Source organism: Candidatus Saccharimonadales bacterium (assembly GCA_039928925.1).
In the GTDB taxonomy this organism is placed as follows: domain Bacteria; phylum Patescibacteriota; class Saccharimonadia; order Saccharimonadales; family Saccharimonadaceae; genus UBA6022.
The window spans coordinates 25,260-40,603 of the sequence record JBDSSF010000004.1 but is presented as its reverse complement, the minus strand read 5'-3'; the positions used below and the strand labels follow the sequence as shown (position 1 = coordinate 40,603).

Annotated in this window: 15 protein-coding genes; 1 reads left to right on the top strand and 14 read right to left on the bottom strand. The window is 41.0% G+C overall.

Going from position 1 to position 15,344, the window contains the following annotated elements; genetic code table 11:
- Nucleotides 1-438 precede the first annotated feature (438 nt).
- The 12 genes from ABIS22_04280 to ABIS22_04225 all read right to left on the bottom strand — a co-directional run bounded on the left by ABIS22_04280 (nt 439) and on the right by ABIS22_04225 (nt 12,203).
- On the bottom strand, nt 439-1,371 hold the full coding sequence (locus tag ABIS22_04280) for a hypothetical protein (GenBank protein ID MEO7741102.1): 933 nt from the start codon (nt 1,369-1,371) through the stop codon (nt 439-441).
- A gap of 25 nt (nt 1,372-1,396) precedes the next feature.
- On the bottom strand, nt 1,397-2,557 hold the full coding sequence (locus ABIS22_04275) for a UDP-N-acetylglucosamine--N-acetylmuramyl-(pentapeptide) pyrophosphoryl-undecaprenol N-acetylglucosamine transferase (protein MEO7741101.1): 1,161 nt from the start codon (nt 2,555-2,557) through the stop codon (nt 1,397-1,399).
- Nucleotides 2,490-3,779 (bottom strand): FtsW/RodA/SpoVE family cell cycle protein, encoded by a 1,290-nt coding sequence (locus ABIS22_04270; GenBank protein MEO7741100.1) that lies wholly within the window; start codon nt 3,777-3,779, stop codon nt 2,490-2,492. The genes ABIS22_04275 and ABIS22_04270 overlap by 68 nt, the downstream gene beginning before the upstream one ends.
- Nucleotides 3,776-4,816, bottom strand: a complete 1,041-nt coding sequence (gene mraY / locus ABIS22_04265) for a phospho-N-acetylmuramoyl-pentapeptide-transferase (GenBank protein MEO7741099.1) — start codon at nt 4,814-4,816, stop codon at nt 3,776-3,778. Before mraY ends, ABIS22_04270 begins: the two co-directional genes overlap by 4 nt.
- Nucleotide 4,817: 1 nt before the next feature.
- Complete coding sequence (locus tag ABIS22_04260) at nt 4,818-6,548, bottom strand: penicillin-binding protein 2 (GenBank protein ID MEO7741098.1); 1,731 nt, start codon at nt 6,546-6,548, stop codon at nt 4,818-4,820.
- 18 nt (nt 6,549-6,566) lie between these two features.
- Nucleotides 6,567-6,917, bottom strand: a complete 351-nt coding sequence (locus ABIS22_04255; GenBank protein MEO7741097.1) for a hypothetical protein — start codon at nt 6,915-6,917, stop codon at nt 6,567-6,569.
- 167 nt (nt 6,918-7,084) lie between these two features.
- Complete coding sequence (gene rsmH / locus ABIS22_04250; GenBank protein ID MEO7741096.1) at nt 7,085-7,981, bottom strand: 16S rRNA (cytosine(1402)-N(4))-methyltransferase RsmH; 897 nt, start codon at nt 7,979-7,981, stop codon at nt 7,085-7,087.
- A 333-nt stretch (nt 7,982-8,314) separates the two neighbouring features.
- A complete protein-coding gene (locus ABIS22_04245) occupies nt 8,315-8,686 on the bottom strand; it encodes a hypothetical protein (GenBank protein MEO7741095.1) in 372 nt (123 codons plus the stop codon).
- A 258-nt stretch (nt 8,687-8,944) separates the two neighbouring features.
- On the bottom strand, nt 8,945-9,163 hold the full coding sequence (locus ABIS22_04240) for a hypothetical protein (GenBank protein ID MEO7741094.1): 219 nt from the start codon (nt 9,161-9,163) through the stop codon (nt 8,945-8,947).
- Nucleotides 9,164-9,187: 24 nt separating this feature from the next.
- Entirely contained in the window at nt 9,188-9,907 is a 720-nt protein-coding gene (locus ABIS22_04235) for a hypothetical protein (protein MEO7741093.1), read from the bottom strand.
- The gene (locus ABIS22_04230; protein MEO7741092.1) at nt 9,894-10,940 is read right to left on the bottom strand and encodes a gluconeogenesis factor YvcK family protein; all 1,047 of its coding nucleotides are present in this window, start codon (nt 10,938-10,940) and stop codon (nt 9,894-9,896) included. The genes ABIS22_04235 and ABIS22_04230 overlap by 14 nt, the downstream gene beginning before the upstream one ends.
- Nucleotides 10,941-12,203, bottom strand: coding sequence for a family 1 glycosylhydrolase (locus ABIS22_04225; protein ID MEO7741091.1), 1,263 nt, complete (start codon nt 12,201-12,203; stop codon nt 10,941-10,943).
- A 41-nt stretch (nt 12,204-12,244) separates the two neighbouring features.
- Here ABIS22_04225 and ABIS22_04220 point away from each other — a divergent pair, with 41 nt between their 5' ends.
- Entirely contained in the window at nt 12,245-13,102 is an 858-nt protein-coding gene (locus tag ABIS22_04220; protein ID MEO7741090.1) for an LssY C-terminal domain-containing protein, read from the top strand.
- Here ABIS22_04220 and ABIS22_04215 read toward each other — a convergent pair.
- On the bottom strand, nt 13,094-13,771 hold the full coding sequence (locus ABIS22_04215; protein MEO7741089.1) for a hypothetical protein: 678 nt from the start codon (nt 13,769-13,771) through the stop codon (nt 13,094-13,096). The two genes, ABIS22_04220 and ABIS22_04215, sit on opposite strands and share 9 nt — an antisense overlap.
- A 41-nt stretch (nt 13,772-13,812) precedes the next feature.
- Complete coding sequence (locus ABIS22_04210; GenBank protein MEO7741088.1) at nt 13,813-15,339, bottom strand: PIF1 family ATP-dependent DNA helicase; 1,527 nt, start codon at nt 15,337-15,339, stop codon at nt 13,813-13,815.
- Nucleotides 15,340-15,344: the final 5 nt, after the last annotated feature.

Below are 15,344 nucleotides of genomic sequence, written 5' to 3'. Positions count from 1 at the left end.
ATAATACATATAGATGAATGAGTACTCATCTATATGTAAGACAAAATTTACTTATATCTATTCTAAGAGGGTATATACTACTCATTTAACTCGCGTTACTTATATTCATTAATCTACTTACATCGTTACTATATTTATTGCTTAGACTATATACACACATCACTTAGGTGCTTGTGAAGCATACAGGTTGTTATTCTGTCTACGACATTTAGGTCTAGACCCGTTCAAATAGTTATCCACATTTATGTAAGTTTTTGGTCTAATTATTGCTATTTGCTTTTTTATTTTTTTATTGCCCTACTGCCCTATTTTTTCTATTACTGCCCTATTTGCTTTTTTATTATTTATATATATTAATATGTTTTTTTGACATATTTCTAAATATAGAACAAAAGTAGAACATTTGTATGAAAGGGTAGATTACCCCTTTCATATCTATTACTTATAGAACGCTTTGTTACTAACCCTTAAATCGATATACTGAGGATTAACATTCTGCGCTTTAAGGTATGCTAGTGCCCTACTCATGTCTTCGGTCTGCTCACCTACCGGTCGGTCAATTGAAAATTTTATTGGGTATGTAATACCTAAGAGCCGTAGCTCCACCTGACGGGTAGTCCCCCGAGGTATAATAATCTGTTCTGCCGTATAACCCTGACCCTTTACCGACCCAACAAGGCGTCCGACAAAACTAAGAAAGCGATTACTCGCAACTGCTTGACCACTGGTAACTGTCACGCCACTATCATCAATGATCTGCACGGCAGGTTCTGCAAAATAGTTTTGCTCGAATGCCGTACCGCTACTATCAACATATTGCTTACTACCCTGAATATTCCACCCTGCAACAGGATGACGCATTGTTAGTGTCATATTAGTCGTTCCGACGCCGTTAGAGCCAGTTGATGTGACACTTAGTACTTCTGGAGCCATTGTCTGAACATAAGTACTAAGATGATCAATATTCAGCAGGAAACGAAACCTCTCTATAGGCTGTGCATTAAAGTAGTCCTGGATTATTTTTGAATACGATCCATTAAGTTTTGTCGTAATGTCATCAGTTCGTAAACTGACACCTGCCGTAAACTGGCTTAGCATACCATAGAGGATCATTAGAACTGCAACAACAAGAAAAAGTGTAAGGCCTAGATGACGACGTTTTTTTGCAAGATCATGAATATGAACACGGGGAGATTTCATCTGTGCGGACGCTTCGTTTGCACTTGCGATCCGTGACGAAGAACTTCCCGTTAGTGTCCGGTTTCGCCTAAAACTATACTTTTCATCTAGCTCTAATGGAGACACCCGTTGTTCGGGCACACTTTTACGACGACGTGCCGCATCAGGTTGTTTTTTAGAAAATAAAGCCATAAGAACTAAAGGTATTGTACCAAATTTATGACTGGTTCGCAGCGTCAATAATCATGTCCGCCATATCACTAGCCGCGTGAGGCTTGGCAAATGAATGAAAATCTTCACTCATACGAGTACGCATTGTTGAGTCATCGAGCAGATTACGGAGAGTTTTTACTAAAACTTTTGGATTTGCGTCCAAATCGTGCTCATCAATAATGATGACCGCACCATTTTCAGCATAAGCTTGCGCGTTCTTTAACTGATGGCCACCGGTAAGGTAGCCGTTTGGTATAAGTATAGTTGGCTTTGCAAGTGCTGCAAGTTCCAAAATAGTCGTTGCTCCAGCACGAGTGACAACGATATCAGCAGCACCCAACATCGATGCCATACCACTAGATACAAATGCGTGAAGCTGAAACCTAGAATCATTTTCTGGTGTCATTGAACGCATTTCATCATACTGCTGACTACCTGATATCAAAACGAGCGAACCTAGCTGGATTATATCTTGAAGAACATTAGCAACTGCCTCATTGATACGCTTTGCACCTAAACCACCTCCTGTCACAACAATGAGTGGTTTAAGTATATTAAACCCCAGTTCTGCCTTAACGTTTTGTTGCTCAATAGATGTTAGTGGCTTAAAATCATTTGCTATAGGTATACCGACATAGCGTGTAATACTTGCTGGGTAAGAGTAGTTTTTTAATGGTGCGCCAGTTGCAATTGACTGCGCAAATCTAGCAAGTACTCTGTTTGTAAGCCCAGGGTGTGCATCTGAATCATGAATCACAAGTGGGATGCGGAGTAACCTTGCAGCAATGCCGACCGGTAAGCATACGTATCCGCCTTTTGTAAAAACAACATCTGGTCGCCATATGAGTAACTTGGCGATGCTCTGTATACACCCGATAATGACAAGTGCTCCGTCACGTATATTTGGTAGTACGATACTAAAAGGCCTAAGAAGCTGTCGCCATATTGGTATGTTGTGATACCTACGTAGTTTACCTGAGATGACCGTGCTGACTGGAATATTTAAGTCAACATTACCGATGAGACTTCGTGCCTGAGACGAGAACTTACGATCACACCAAAAGCGAATTTCAACACTCGAATCACGCTGTCTTAATTCACGAAGAACGGCGGCGACTGGCGTCACGTGTCCGCCCGATCCCCCGCCGACTGCTAGGATTTTCATGGCTCTTCTCCTTTATAGTTGATGTGTGTTCGGTGTAACGCGACAATTGGAATGCAAGTCCAAGCGCTCCGGCAATAAATATCATGCTTGTCCCGCCGAAACTAAGTAACGGTAATGTTATGCCTGTCAGTGGAAATACTCCAATCATGGCAGCTACATTCAATATAACATGTGCACCTAGCCAGCCAAATACACCCGCTACGATCAACTTCATTCTCATATCAGTTAAATGGTCAGCTATCCTAAGCAGACGCATCAGAAGTGCTGTAAACAGTGCCAGAATAACAACTAAACCGGTAAACCCAAAGGTTTCGCCCATAATTGCAAATACCGAGTCATTAATTGCTTCCGGAAGATAGCCCGTTGCCTGTACACTATTGCCAATACCTACTCCGCTCAGTCCCCCACTACCGATAGCAATTTTTGCATGGACAATATGATAATCATTCGCATTATCTGTTGATGCACTGTCCCCTGCAAAGAATGTGCCCACGCGCTCTAATCGATGCGGTGCTATAAGAATAAGACCTATCCCCAGCAGTACAACACCTGCAAGTAAAATTGCGCCATACTTCTTATGAAGACCAGCCATAACGAGCATACTTGCCAAAATAGCGACAAGTGCGAGGCCAGTTCCCATATCTTGTTGGAGACCGATAACAAAAATGATTGAAATAAGTGCGACCACGCCAATAGGAATTAGCGTACGATGAACATCATTTATAAGCCCTTGATTAACGCGCATCCCTAGAAAACTTGCGACGAACAGCAACAAACCAAACTTCAAAAATTCTGCTGGCTGAATAGTACCGAGCGGGCCAAGTGAGAACCATCGGCATGCACCTAGGCTACATTGAACAACCTGGCTAACATGGCCAACATTTCCGAGTAAATATAGAAGCGCGCAGGATGCAAATCCGATCAAAAGTATATTTTTAGCATACTTTTGGAAGAATCGAACTGGGATAACAGACATTAATGCAAATGACCCGAGGGCAAGTGCAAGGCTCACTGCCTGCTTAATAAAAAAGTATGAGTTTGAATAATCTGCTCCGTATGCATTATTTAAAACGTTCGCTCTCTGTGGGCCAATAGCATAAATAACTACCAACCCGAGCATCATGAGTATGCCCATATACATAATTATCTGATGATCAGCACGGTGTCGACGGATGACGGACTTCACCCTCTCAGTTGTACTCTTAACAAGTGAACTTCTCATGTAATATGACCACCAGAAAGCGCGAGCAAAATACCTATAAATCCACTAACACAAGCGATCACCCAAAATCTCATGGTGACTTTTGTTTCTGGCCAGCCTTTTGCCTCTAAGTGATGGTGGATTGGTGCTGACAAAAAAACTTTACGATGGAATAATTTCTTACTAAGAATTTGAATTGCGCTTGACCCAACTTCAATCACGAATATTATTCCTATGACCGGTAGAAGAAAGAGCGTGTTAGTCAGCATTGCAACAACGCCAAGACTCGTACCAAATGCAAAACTACCTACATCACCCATAAAGAACCTTGCTGGATAAATATTAAACCAAAGATAGCTCAGTAACGCACCCACTGCCGTAAAGCAAAATCCGGACAGTGCAAGTTGACCTTGTAAAAGTGCTATTAGACCGAAAACTCCAAAGCTAATAGTAAGCAGGCCACCGGCCAAACCGTCTAAGCCATCACTTATGTTTACCGCATTGCTTGTTGCTACCACAGCAAAGACAAACAAAGGCACGATTAACCAACCAAGGAAAATATCACCAACAAATGGAATATGTACTGCGTTAATACCAAGTTTATAATAAAAGAACCATCCTAGTACCAGGGCCAAAATAGTTATCATAGCAAACTTAAAACTCGAACGAAGCCCAGCCACGCCAAGTCCACGTCCGCGGATATTAATGACATCGTCAAGTAACCCAACCGCCCCACCGCCTACGAGTGCAGCGAGTGGCAGCCAAGTCTGTGCACGATCAAGATTATAAAAAAATGTTATTAGCGTGATTGAAACTACTCCGATGAGTCCCGCCATTGTTGGAATATTACGCTTGAACTTATCAGCGTGTAGCTTAGTAAATATTTCGAGTTTTTCACCTGTCGTACTGGTCACTCGCTGTTTTTTCCAAAATTTATACTTATACGCAACAGATGTATAGAGTGGCGTCAGGAGCATTGCAAGTAAAAATGCACCAACACTAAGTAAAAAGGTTTGTGTCATTTCATGTGTAAAATTGTGAAGTGCTAACTCTGTCATATTATCCCTTCGGTTGCAGTTTCAAGTAATTAAGCATCCAGTTAGAAATATCGGTAAAAATTGGCATTGCGTCTTTATTTCCAACTAGATTCATATTTTTACCAGATACTTCAACCATTATGACATATTTTGGCTGATCAACGCCGCCAAAACCGAGGTACGTTCCGATTGTCTGATTATTATCATAGTTGCCATTAATGAGAGTTTGAGATGTACCTGTCTTACCCCCAATAAAATATCCTGGCCTGTCTGTACCTGCGTAAAACGTACTCCTTGCCTCATGAATCATATTTCGTACCTTATCTGAAGCAACCTGGCTAATAACATTTTTTTGTGATGGTTTTGCTGCTGCCGGCGTGAAATTTGTGCCGTCATCGCTCATTGTGCCACCGACAACAGAAGGTGTGTAATATGTTCCACCATTAATAATGGTACTAAAAGCAGCACACACCTGCATGATCGTGACATCCATCCCTTGTCCAAAAGCCATATTTGAATATCGTACGGCCCCACCATCTGGATCAGTAGGAGGAATAATTGTTCCTTTAGCTTCATTTGCAAGCTCTATACCCGTCGTCTGACCGAGTCTAAATTTGTCATGAAAATACTGGTACATTGTATTACGAGCATTTAAATTTATGTTAACCCCATCACCTAAGCGCTCAGCAACTGTCACCATACCGGTGTTTAGTGAGTAATTAAGTGCATGTTGAATAGTAATATTACCCGTCTGGCCTTTTGTTGCATTACTAATTACTTTATCACCCACTGTAATGTAGTCCGTATTATTATATGTAGAGTCAGGCTCAATAACACCCTTATCTAGCCCCGTCGCAACTGTAAGGGTTTTAATATCAGATCCAGCTTCATATGGCTCACTTATCGTTGAATTATTAAATGCAGCGGCATCTTGAACAGTATTATATTCAGCCGGCTTGTATGTTGGGAGATTTGCCATTGCCATGATTTTACCCGACTGCGGATCCATTACCATAACACTTCCATTAGTAGCACCTGATTTTTGCAAACCAGCCGCAAGTGCTTTTTCGGCGTACGCTTGAACATTGCGATCAACTGTCAAAACAACATTATCCCCATTGATTGCAGGACGATTAATATTGTTATTACCAATAGTCAGAGGAACATTACTTACGTCGGTAACAGATTGCAGTAAACCTTCTTTACCAGTTAGGCGGTCATTAAGGCCACCTTCTATTCCATACTGACCTTTACCCTCATAATCTACAAATCCAAACACTTGGGCTGCAAGCTGACCTTCTGGATAGACTCGCTGGCTCTCCTCTTGAAAGCCTATACCTGCATACGACTTCGCTTTAATGAGCTCAGCTTGCGTTCGCGTTAATTTTGTTGCAAGAATCTGATAACGAGAATCTTTCGTTGCTATTAAACCAGCTGGGTCATCACGCATGTTACCACCAGCAACCTGGCGCAATGTATCGATAATTCCTGATGGATTTTTAACAGTTACAGGATCGACAAACATAGTATACACTGTCTCATTGAGGACAGCCTTAACAGGGGTAGATCCATCCATTATATAAATTTCACCACGTTTTGGAGGTATCACTAATTGCTTGAGCTGTTCTTTATTAGCAAGACCAACATAATAATCATGCTGGATAATCTGTAAATAAAAAAGCCGCACAACAAATACAGCCATAATACCGAGTGTTATAAAGGCGAGTATTTTTGAGCGACTTTTTGGAATCATTTCTAGTTGCATAGATATCTATTCACGAACGTAATCGGTCTTTTGCGGTGTGGTCATTTCCTTTGCGACAGTGCTATTAGAGACAGTATCAAGCGCGGTAAGACGAGCATTTTCAACTTCAAGATCTGCTTTTTTCTCTTTTAAGGTAGCGATCTGACTATCAATTTTCTGTGCTTCGTAGTCATATCCTGTTGCTCGAGTCGCCTGTGTTAAGTATATCAAACCAAGCACTGTAATCATAAGTGCGACTAGCACTGTATGTGTCACGGGGCCAAGTTTCACGCTTGAAACAAATCGAGTTGTGTTTTGATTACGACTCCAATTTTGAGTACGACGAGAGCTAAAATTTTGTGTACGTTGATAAGACATTGGTGTGTGTTTTCGTTTTTATGTTTTTATTTTGGCGGTATACCCACCATGACAGTGGGTATACCAAATTGTGGTTATTTAAAACGTACAGTCACTTTTGTTTCGACTGATGCGTTTTGTACTTGGATGTGAACTGGCATTTATATAGTGCCCTTTCTATGTTTGTTTTATTTTTTCACTGCGGCACGTAGCTTGCTGCTGCGTGATCGCGGATTGTGAACATCGTAAGTGGCTCCGTCAAGCGGCTTCTTGGTAAGTGGCTGCAGAGTTGCTTCATAACCGGCTTCAAACTGTTCTTTCAGATAGAGTTTGACTAACCGATCTTCAAGACTGTGAAAACTTATTATCCCTATCCTACCGCCTTGTTTTAACAATTTTGGTAATAGTGGTAATAGTTCTTCAATCTGGAGAAGCTCCTGATTCACCGCGATACGGAGAGCTTGAAAAGTACGCGTGGCTGGATGGGTTTTTTTCCATTTGCCACGATAGTTTAATTTGATTAGATCAGCGAGCTCTTGGGTTGTCTCTAAAGGTCTTGCTTTGATAATTGCTGCTGCAGTTCTCGAAGCAAATCCAATTGGTTCTTCACCATATTTGGTGATGATAAGCGTTAGTTCGTTTTTTGATGCTTTATTTACCAGCGTTGAAGCTGATAATTTCTGGCGACGGTCCATACGCATGTCAAGTGGACCACTGTGTATAAAAGAAAACCCTCGGTCACTCTGATCGAGCTGTGGTGATGACACCCCCAAATCAACGAGTACAATGCTAAACTGTTTTCCTTCTTGAATCAGACTGCGAGCAGCGTCAACAAAATCGGTATGCAGTAAGCGGACCCCTTTTTGTTCGAACTCGACAAGTTTTGCTATTGCATAATCGTCGCGATCAACCAAAATAGAATCGTTATAGTTTTCGGTTATATCTAAGAAGCGCCTTGCGTGACCACCGTATCCCGCCGTCAAATCGAGATAATTCTCGCCTTGAATGGGACGTAGCGTGTCAACTGTCGCTTCTAGTAAAACCGGAACATGTATGTCTTGTGGTGGATGTTCTTTGATACTCATAAGCTTTTGGTATTATACCATTTTCTTACTCGAGATCACCTAACTGGCAATTCATTGTATTTTTGTTTTCGCGTAGTGTGTTTGTTTTTGTAATATAAGTGTCCATGTTGTGGTAATTAGGGGGTTGTTTTGCAACTCATGCCCTATCACAAGATGGTTGAGAGACTTATGTGTGAGGTGGAGTTTTTTGGGAGGTGTTGTGTTTTAATTTAGGTACTTTGCTATTTTTTTATGTGGTCACAACAGTTATCCACAACAATGAATTACCAGATAGTTGATCTCGAGAGTATTCTTTACTAATCTAATCAAATTGTTAAAGTGCGGGATTTTTACCTATACATCAGCGCCCGGCGGAATAATGCGCCAATATGCGCCTGCGCGGACTGCTTCCAGCTCGTGGTCGATACCGGCATAATCAAGCAGGTGCTGCTCGATTGTCACTCGGCCCTGTTTAAGGTCAAGTGCTGCGTCAATCTTGCCACGACGAAACCTGACATTTAGATCTGCTACTCTCTCATCGAGAATGCTTCCACTAAGTGCTGGTTCAACTTCCCTGTCCCAAACATTCTGAGGGTACAAGTGAAGATACTGGCCAAAGCCTCTGGTTACGACAACGCCGCTAGCAAATTCATTTCGAAGCTCTGTTGGTATCGTCAACCGACGCTTATCATCGAGCTTTCTTTGAAAATAATCTACTGTTGCCATTGTTCGCCTTTCCAGGCTTTGTTTGTTAGGTTATTTTTTAATTAGTGGTGTGTTTGTTTATGTTTGTGGTGTTACCCACTTGTTTCCACTTACTTTACTATAATACCCACAGTTACCCACGACAAGCCCCAAATGAGTAATTTTAAATACAGTAGTTGACACTTTTCCACAGAAATGTGGATAAATAATTATCTATCAGATACAAAAAAACACTACTTCCATTTTGAAGTAGTGTTTTTGACTATGGTTTGTTAGTTTCTAGCGTCCAAGAATGACACTGAGAGTTGTTGCCTCACTATTGGTAGTATTCAAAGCAACCCAAAGTGCTAGGATGAAAACATTTACTGCAACAGATACGATGAATGCTGCAACAAACATATCACGATTTGTCTGGCGATCGATTGCCTGAATATCTACACTGTTATCTACTGATTCTTTAATTTGCTTTTTTGTTGTGGTTTTTGTTGTTTTTGTCATAATATATTTATGTTAGCATACTAGTTATGCTTTGTCAATATCATGATCTAATAGCGAGATCACTTCAAGTAAATTCTCCACCTCGATGACACCCTTCGGTGGTTTAGAAAACTTATTATCAGTATATGTAGTCTTACCTACTATATAAAAACCTGTACAATTTGCTGGCAAGTGATCAAAGTTTTGCTTTTTGTCATCTATGAGCACTATCTTCTTAGCAATCAAACCTTGACCTTTTGATAAACTGTCAGGAATCTGAAACGTACCATCCGGTTGTCGCCATGTACTTATTAGTTTTCCTTTTGCATAACTATCCGTTACTAACATTGGTACATATGTTAGTCCGGTGGCTTTTATCTTAAGCGTCTGCCACTGCTCGCCACCATACGTAAGAATACCGTAACTTTTATGTGTTTCATCTAGAATCGCAAGAAGTTCTTGAGCTCCTGGCATCATACAATCAGCTTGATTGGAACTTTTGATAAATAATCCTTCAATACCATGCCAAACGGAGGATTTATTATCTGATGATAGCTCTGACTTAACATAGTCTATTACATCGAATGATTCTCCCTTGCTTTCAACCTCTCTTCGTCCTGCAGCTAACTGGTTGACACTAAAGCTCGTGTTTGTTTCTGTGACCGATTGAAAAATATCAAAAAGTAAATCTGTATTACCAAGCGTACGGTCAAAGTCTAGTACGAAAAAAATCTCAATGACTTTTTGTGATTTAATGCGCAGCACGAGTTATGCCGTTAGTCTCGGGTTGAGTAAAACGATATAAATCAACTAGTGCACGTGCAATGGCCTGGGAGTCGTGACGAATAAGTGTGCGAGTACTTGCGATTGGGTCTGAAGAGTTACTATTTTCCCAGATTGTACTCGACAAAAGATTGGCGCCCACTGCAAGGTAGTGAGCATTTGCAAGTTTATCTTCATCAAAAGTTACGCTTAGCTCACCTTCTCTAGCGTATTTTTTCAAAAGATCATCAGATGGTGCCTCAGTATTATAAATAACAGCATCTAGAAAAGATGCGCCAGCTAATCTTTCGATCTCATCGGCAAAATCACATACATCATAATTGTCTGTCTGGCCTGGTTTGGTTACGAGATTACATACATAAACTTTGACAGCTTTTGACATTGCGAGAGCTTCTCCAACACCAGGAACTATTAGTGCAGGTGCAAGGCTCCCATACAGATTCCCCGGTGCTATAACAACCATGTCGGCTGATTCGATAGCCCTAAGAGCACGTGGACTAGCCGTTGCAGCTGGTTCTAGGCGGAATTCAGGTCTTCCGCCCTTAAAATCTTTATTAGCAATTTCAAACTCACCGTATGTTTCATGGCCTTCATCGTCACGCATGACCAATTTAACATTAGTCAGTGTAATTGGCTCAACAGTTCCAGTGATATTAAGTACGGTACTGGCTGTTTCAATACCTTTTACGAAATCACCCGTCATTTTTTCAAGTGCCGTAAGAAATAGATTTCCGAATGCATGCCCCTGAAGGCTACCTTCTTCGAAACGATAATTAAAAAGATCGCGTATTTCGGTTGAACCAGAAAGTGCGACTAGGCATTGTCGTACATCTCCCGGTGGCAAGACGCCGAGTTCGTCACGAAGCGTACCTGTGCTACCGCCATCATCTGCCATATTTACAAGTGCAGCAATTTGAGAGGTGTGCTCTTTTAATGATGACAGCAAGGTAAAACTACCTGTTCCACCACCAATCACAGCAATCTTTAATTCTGTTGGGGCAAATGGTTCATTCATTTATTTTGTACTCCGTAAATGTTTTATAACTTTACCATACCATAGAGCACTTGGGCGAAGAGTACGCTGCTTGGTATCATAGTCGACTTTTACCAGACCAAAGCGTGGCCATTTACCATGTGCCCATTCAAAATTATCAAGCAAACTCCAGTGCATATAACCATCAAGTCTTACTCCATTATCTAATGCTCTTTGTATTCCAATAAGTGTCTGGCTAATCCACCATTGCCGTCTACTATCATCAGCATCAGCTAGGCCATTTTCAGTTATGATAATCGGTAAATGATACTTTTCGTCTAATCGCTCCAGTGCATGTTGAATATCTACTGGACTTAAGTCCCAGCCAAGATCACTCAATCGAACTTCTGGATTGTGGATACGATACCCATAAACTCTGCTACTACCGTAGAAATTTACGCCAAGAAAATCGCAGCTCTTAGTAACCTTTTTTAGAAAATAGTCGTCTTGCACATATTGCATAATGGCAGCTGAAAATCGACTTAGCCATGCGGTATCACCTGCATAAAAATACTGAGAGTTTTTGGCGATCGAAACTTTATAACGACGGTTGATACCGTGAATAACCTTCGCAGTCTGTTGATGTGCGTATGCTAGATTTTTCAATACGCGCCAAAGTTTCCATTTGCTCATTACATTCGGTGGCCATGTACCAGCCATATAACTTTCGTATGCATATACCTCGGGTTCATTGAGTGTAATGATAAAACGAATATCAAGCCCTAATTCACTAACGATTTTCTCAGCAAAGCGCGTAAAATAGGTCACATTAGATTTTTTCTCAAACCCACCCTTCTCCGCAAACCAAACAGGAAGTGTGAAATGAAATAGTGTCACGACAGGTTCAATACCCTGCTTTTTCATAAGTTCTACATATTGTTTATAGTGATTGATTGCCTCTGCACTCCAGACGCCTTCTTCGGGTTCGATACGTGACCACTCGACACTAAATCGAAAACTGTTCATGTTCATTGTTTTTAAAAGATCAAAATCATGTGGATATAAATTATAGTGGTCTGTTGCATCACCGGATACATAATTATCTGGATTTTTTGCTTCTTTTTTAATCTCTTGCCAATTTTCCATATCTTCGAATTGATACTGTGATTTGGCTGCTAAAGATTTTGCATTTTCAAGTTCCCACACCGTCCATTGATTGTGTGTGTTGCCCTCAACTTGATGGGCTGCGATGGCTGCTCCCCAAAGAAATTTCTTAGGAAACTGGAGCACTGGTTTTTTCTGCATACTATTCCATTATACGACAGATTTTACTGTAAAATAAAGTTATGCACTTAACAGTCCTTCATACCCTCTGGCGGCTTTTAGTCGGTGGACTGGTAATAATCCTTGCGTATGTGACTTTTTTTCTTCTATACCCCTATCTTGATAATCATCTTCCATTCTTAATAGTACTTATCGTCTTATATTTATGGCTTGCATATGTCGGTATTCCCGTGCTGGTACGTATCTGGCGTTCTGTCTTTAAGCCATCTCGCTTACCCGTATACGCGACGACTGGAGATGGCTGGTCTAGTGATCCTGTTAATATTGCTATTGTTTGTAAAAGTAAGAATCAACTAATAAAAAATATGCATAAAGCAGGCTGGTCAGTTGCAGATAAGGCAACTCTTAGTTCAACGTTTCGAACGATTCTTTCAATGATCCTTCGTAAATCATACGCTACTGCACCATTTACTAATCTGTACTTATTTGGTCGTGCTCATGATATCGGATTTCAGATTGAATCAGGAGAACAACCCTCACCGCGTCACCGCCACCATATCCGCTTCTGGCAACTTCAAACTAAAGACTCTCCAGATAAGTATGGTCATACCACCTTTTGGAATAAAATTCTCAGTATATTTACAAAAAGACAACAAGAAATTTGGATTGGTGCGGCAACATATGATAGTCGGTCGATCGCATTTCGTATTCAAAACCTCCAGGTTACGCATCAGATAGACGATGAAACTGACAAAGAACGAGATTTTGTTGTGAATTCATTAAAAAATAAGGGGCTCATAAAACGATTGGAGACAATTACCGCTGGTGAACCTCTCGAATTTCGTGGGCAAACATTTGGCGTCACTATCGTAACGGATGGTACATTAAAAGTGGCTGAACTAAAAAATAAATTACGCTAAGCGGGACTTAAAACGCGCAATATCCTCAATGCTACATAGTCCCATCACTAAGAGAGCCTCGCTCACTTCCTTAAGGCGCGCAGCGTCAATTGTATAATTCATATACTCATCTATAAGATCGAGTTCATGTGCTTTTTCTGGCTCCATACTATCGACATCGTGAATTTCGAAAGGTGAATCAATAAAAATAGTCTCCCCATTAATTTCATACCCAAAGGATGTATGCACATAGAATGCGCTACTCACAGGATCTGCAATATACTCTCTTTCAATAAAAAAATGTACGTCACAACATGCTAATGAGTTGACTGTAATCTCGTCGCTACTATACTTATATAGCCGATTTTTAGGTGGTGTATCAAGCTCTAGCATCTGTTCACGAATACAATTTAGCTCTACATCTGGGACTGGGTCATTATGCGCTTCAATTTCTCTTGAGATAATATGGACTTTTCCGTTTAGCTGAAGATTTGTCATATCATGAAAAGTATAAGTGTGACGTGTCATATCACCACTATCGGTTGCAGACATCACTATAAAGCCCTTACGTCTCATAGCCTTCTCGCGTGCTGGTTCAATGAGTTCTTTAATGAAAATATGACCAAGCGACTCATCTGAGTCTAATGTGAGATAGAACTCCCCCGAACCTGGCTCAACTCTTCTCGACATGTTGGTACTATGACACTCTTAAAGATAAAACTCAAGTAAATCTAGCTCGTTGCGACAATATCTTCTCCAAAATGTTTTTGAAGTCGCATTGTAACTGAACCTTGGTGCCTACCGAGAAGCAAACTAAGATCATCAACTGATGCACCGTTCTGAAATTCTTGTTTTAAGGTAGCATCGTCAGCTGGTAGCCATGGCTTATACGCGTTTGGGTGTGTTTCACGCATTTTTGTAATTTTATCTTGCCAACCACTTGCTGATTTTTTTTCTTTCACTGGTTCAGTTGAACGGGTTTCAATATTCTTTAAAAGATGTGAAAATTTTTTACTATCATTTGTAGCCCGTGTACGTAAGTTACCATCTATTAACTGAGCGTCTTCACTAACCTGAAGTGCGATCCTATTAATGCCATGTAAATAAAGATTGCGCAAATTTTTTACTCGGCTCAGTGCAACGTAACCCATACCTTCGACAAATGCTTTTCGAAGGTCAATCCGAGCGGCGTCGAGTGTCATTCCCTGACTTTTATGAACTGTAATAGCCCAAGCTAGACGTAAAGGAATTTGAGAAATACTAGCTCGCTTCTTATCTCCATCACGAAGCTCCCAGGTGTCAGGCTGCATAGTAACAGTTCGACCATTATAGAATTCAACTATCGGGTATTCAGTTGACGGTTCAAACCCAGAAACAGTTCCTAAGCTTCCATTTGCATATTTTCTATCAAGTGAATTTTTCACAGACATAACAAGTGCACCTTTTTTGAGTCTTAGCGTCGCTGGTGCCAAAACCGAGCGCTGTAGATTTTCAACGTAGTTGTCATTCCCCGTTGTTGTTTGTGTGTAAAATAATTCATCTCCAGATAACTCATCAAGTTTACGTTCATTAAGCCTATCGACATCAACATTAACCGTATGTAGTTCTGTTAATATCATATCTGCTGGCGGAACTTCGTCTACACGGGCAAGTAACTGCTCTGCGTGATGACGGCGAATATCCCCGGCACGAAGTGCATTTAATATATCTAGGAGCTGTTCGTCGTCCTGGCGATGCTGTTCTTGTAGATAGCAGACTGTAGGGTCAAGTTCTTCCCATACTTTTGAGTGGACAACAAATCCACCGGCACGTGTATCTCCTCGATTAATAGGTGGTAACTGGAAAAAATCTCCACTCATTATGAGTTGAATACCGCCAAATGGCACATCTGGCTTTTTACGCACCAAACGACACGCCTCGTCAACCATATCAAGTCGGTAGTCGTGAAGCATACTAATTTCGTCGATGATAAGAACATCTGTTTTTTCAATAATTTCGCGTCTTCCTTTAGCGATATTATCTGCAAAACGTGATGGTAATTCATCCAGTACCCCAATACCAGCCCAGCTATGAATAGTCGTGCCACCAAGATGCGTTGCCGCGAGCCCTGTCGTTGCTGTCACAGAAATATGCTTGCCTTCATTTTTAGCAATACGGATAAATTGGTTTAATACAAAAGTCTTACCAGCACCCGCCGGTCCAGTTAATAGCACGCTTTCACCTGCCAGCATAATTTCAAGTGCTAGTCCCTGATTCATCACTT

Excerpts from the sequence above, each read along its gene's own strand:
- ABIS22_04210 (MEO7741088.1), bottom strand. The coding sequence starts at position 15,339 with ATGAATCAGGGACTAGCACTTGAAATTATGCTGGCAGGTGAAAGCGTG.
- ABIS22_04225 (MEO7741091.1), bottom strand. The coding sequence starts at position 12,203 with ATGCAGAAAAAACCAGTGCTCCAGTTTCCTAAGAAATTTCTTTGGGGA.
- ABIS22_04255 (MEO7741097.1), bottom strand. The coding sequence starts at position 6,917 with ATGTCTTATCAACGTACACAAAATTTTAGCTCTCGTCGTACTCAAAAT.
- ABIS22_04245 (MEO7741095.1), bottom strand. The coding sequence starts at position 8,686 with ATGGCAACAGTAGATTATTTTCAAAGAAAGCTCGATGATAAGCGTCGG.
- ABIS22_04215 (MEO7741089.1), bottom strand. The coding sequence starts at position 13,771 with ATGTCGAGAAGAGTTGAGCCAGGTTCGGGGGAGTTCTATCTCACATTA.
- ABIS22_04240 (MEO7741094.1), bottom strand. The coding sequence starts at position 9,163 with ATGACAAAAACAACAAAAACCACAACAAAAAAGCAAATTAAAGAATCA.
- ABIS22_04260 (MEO7741098.1), bottom strand. The coding sequence starts at position 6,548 with ATGATTCCAAAAAGTCGCTCAAAAATACTCGCCTTTATAACACTCGGT.
- ABIS22_04270 (MEO7741100.1), bottom strand. The coding sequence starts at position 3,779 with ATGAGAAGTTCACTTGTTAAGAGTACAACTGAGAGGGTGAAGTCCGTC.
- ABIS22_04280 (MEO7741102.1), bottom strand. The coding sequence starts at position 1,371 with ATGGCTTTATTTTCTAAAAAACAACCTGATGCGGCACGTCGTCGTAAA.
- ABIS22_04230 (MEO7741092.1), bottom strand. The coding sequence starts at position 10,940 with ATGAATGAACCATTTGCCCCAACAGAATTAAAGATTGCTGTGATTGGT.
- mraY (MEO7741099.1), bottom strand. The coding sequence starts at position 4,816 with ATGACAGAGTTAGCACTTCACAATTTTACACATGAAATGACACAAACC.
- rsmH (MEO7741096.1), bottom strand. The coding sequence starts at position 7,981 with ATGAGTATCAAAGAACATCCACCACAAGACATACATGTTCCGGTTTTA.
- ABIS22_04275 (MEO7741101.1), bottom strand. The coding sequence starts at position 2,557 with ATGAAAATCCTAGCAGTCGGCGGGGGATCGGGCGGACACGTGACGCCA.
- ABIS22_04220 (MEO7741090.1), top strand. The coding sequence starts at position 12,245 with ATGCACTTAACAGTCCTTCATACCCTCTGGCGGCTTTTAGTCGGTGGA.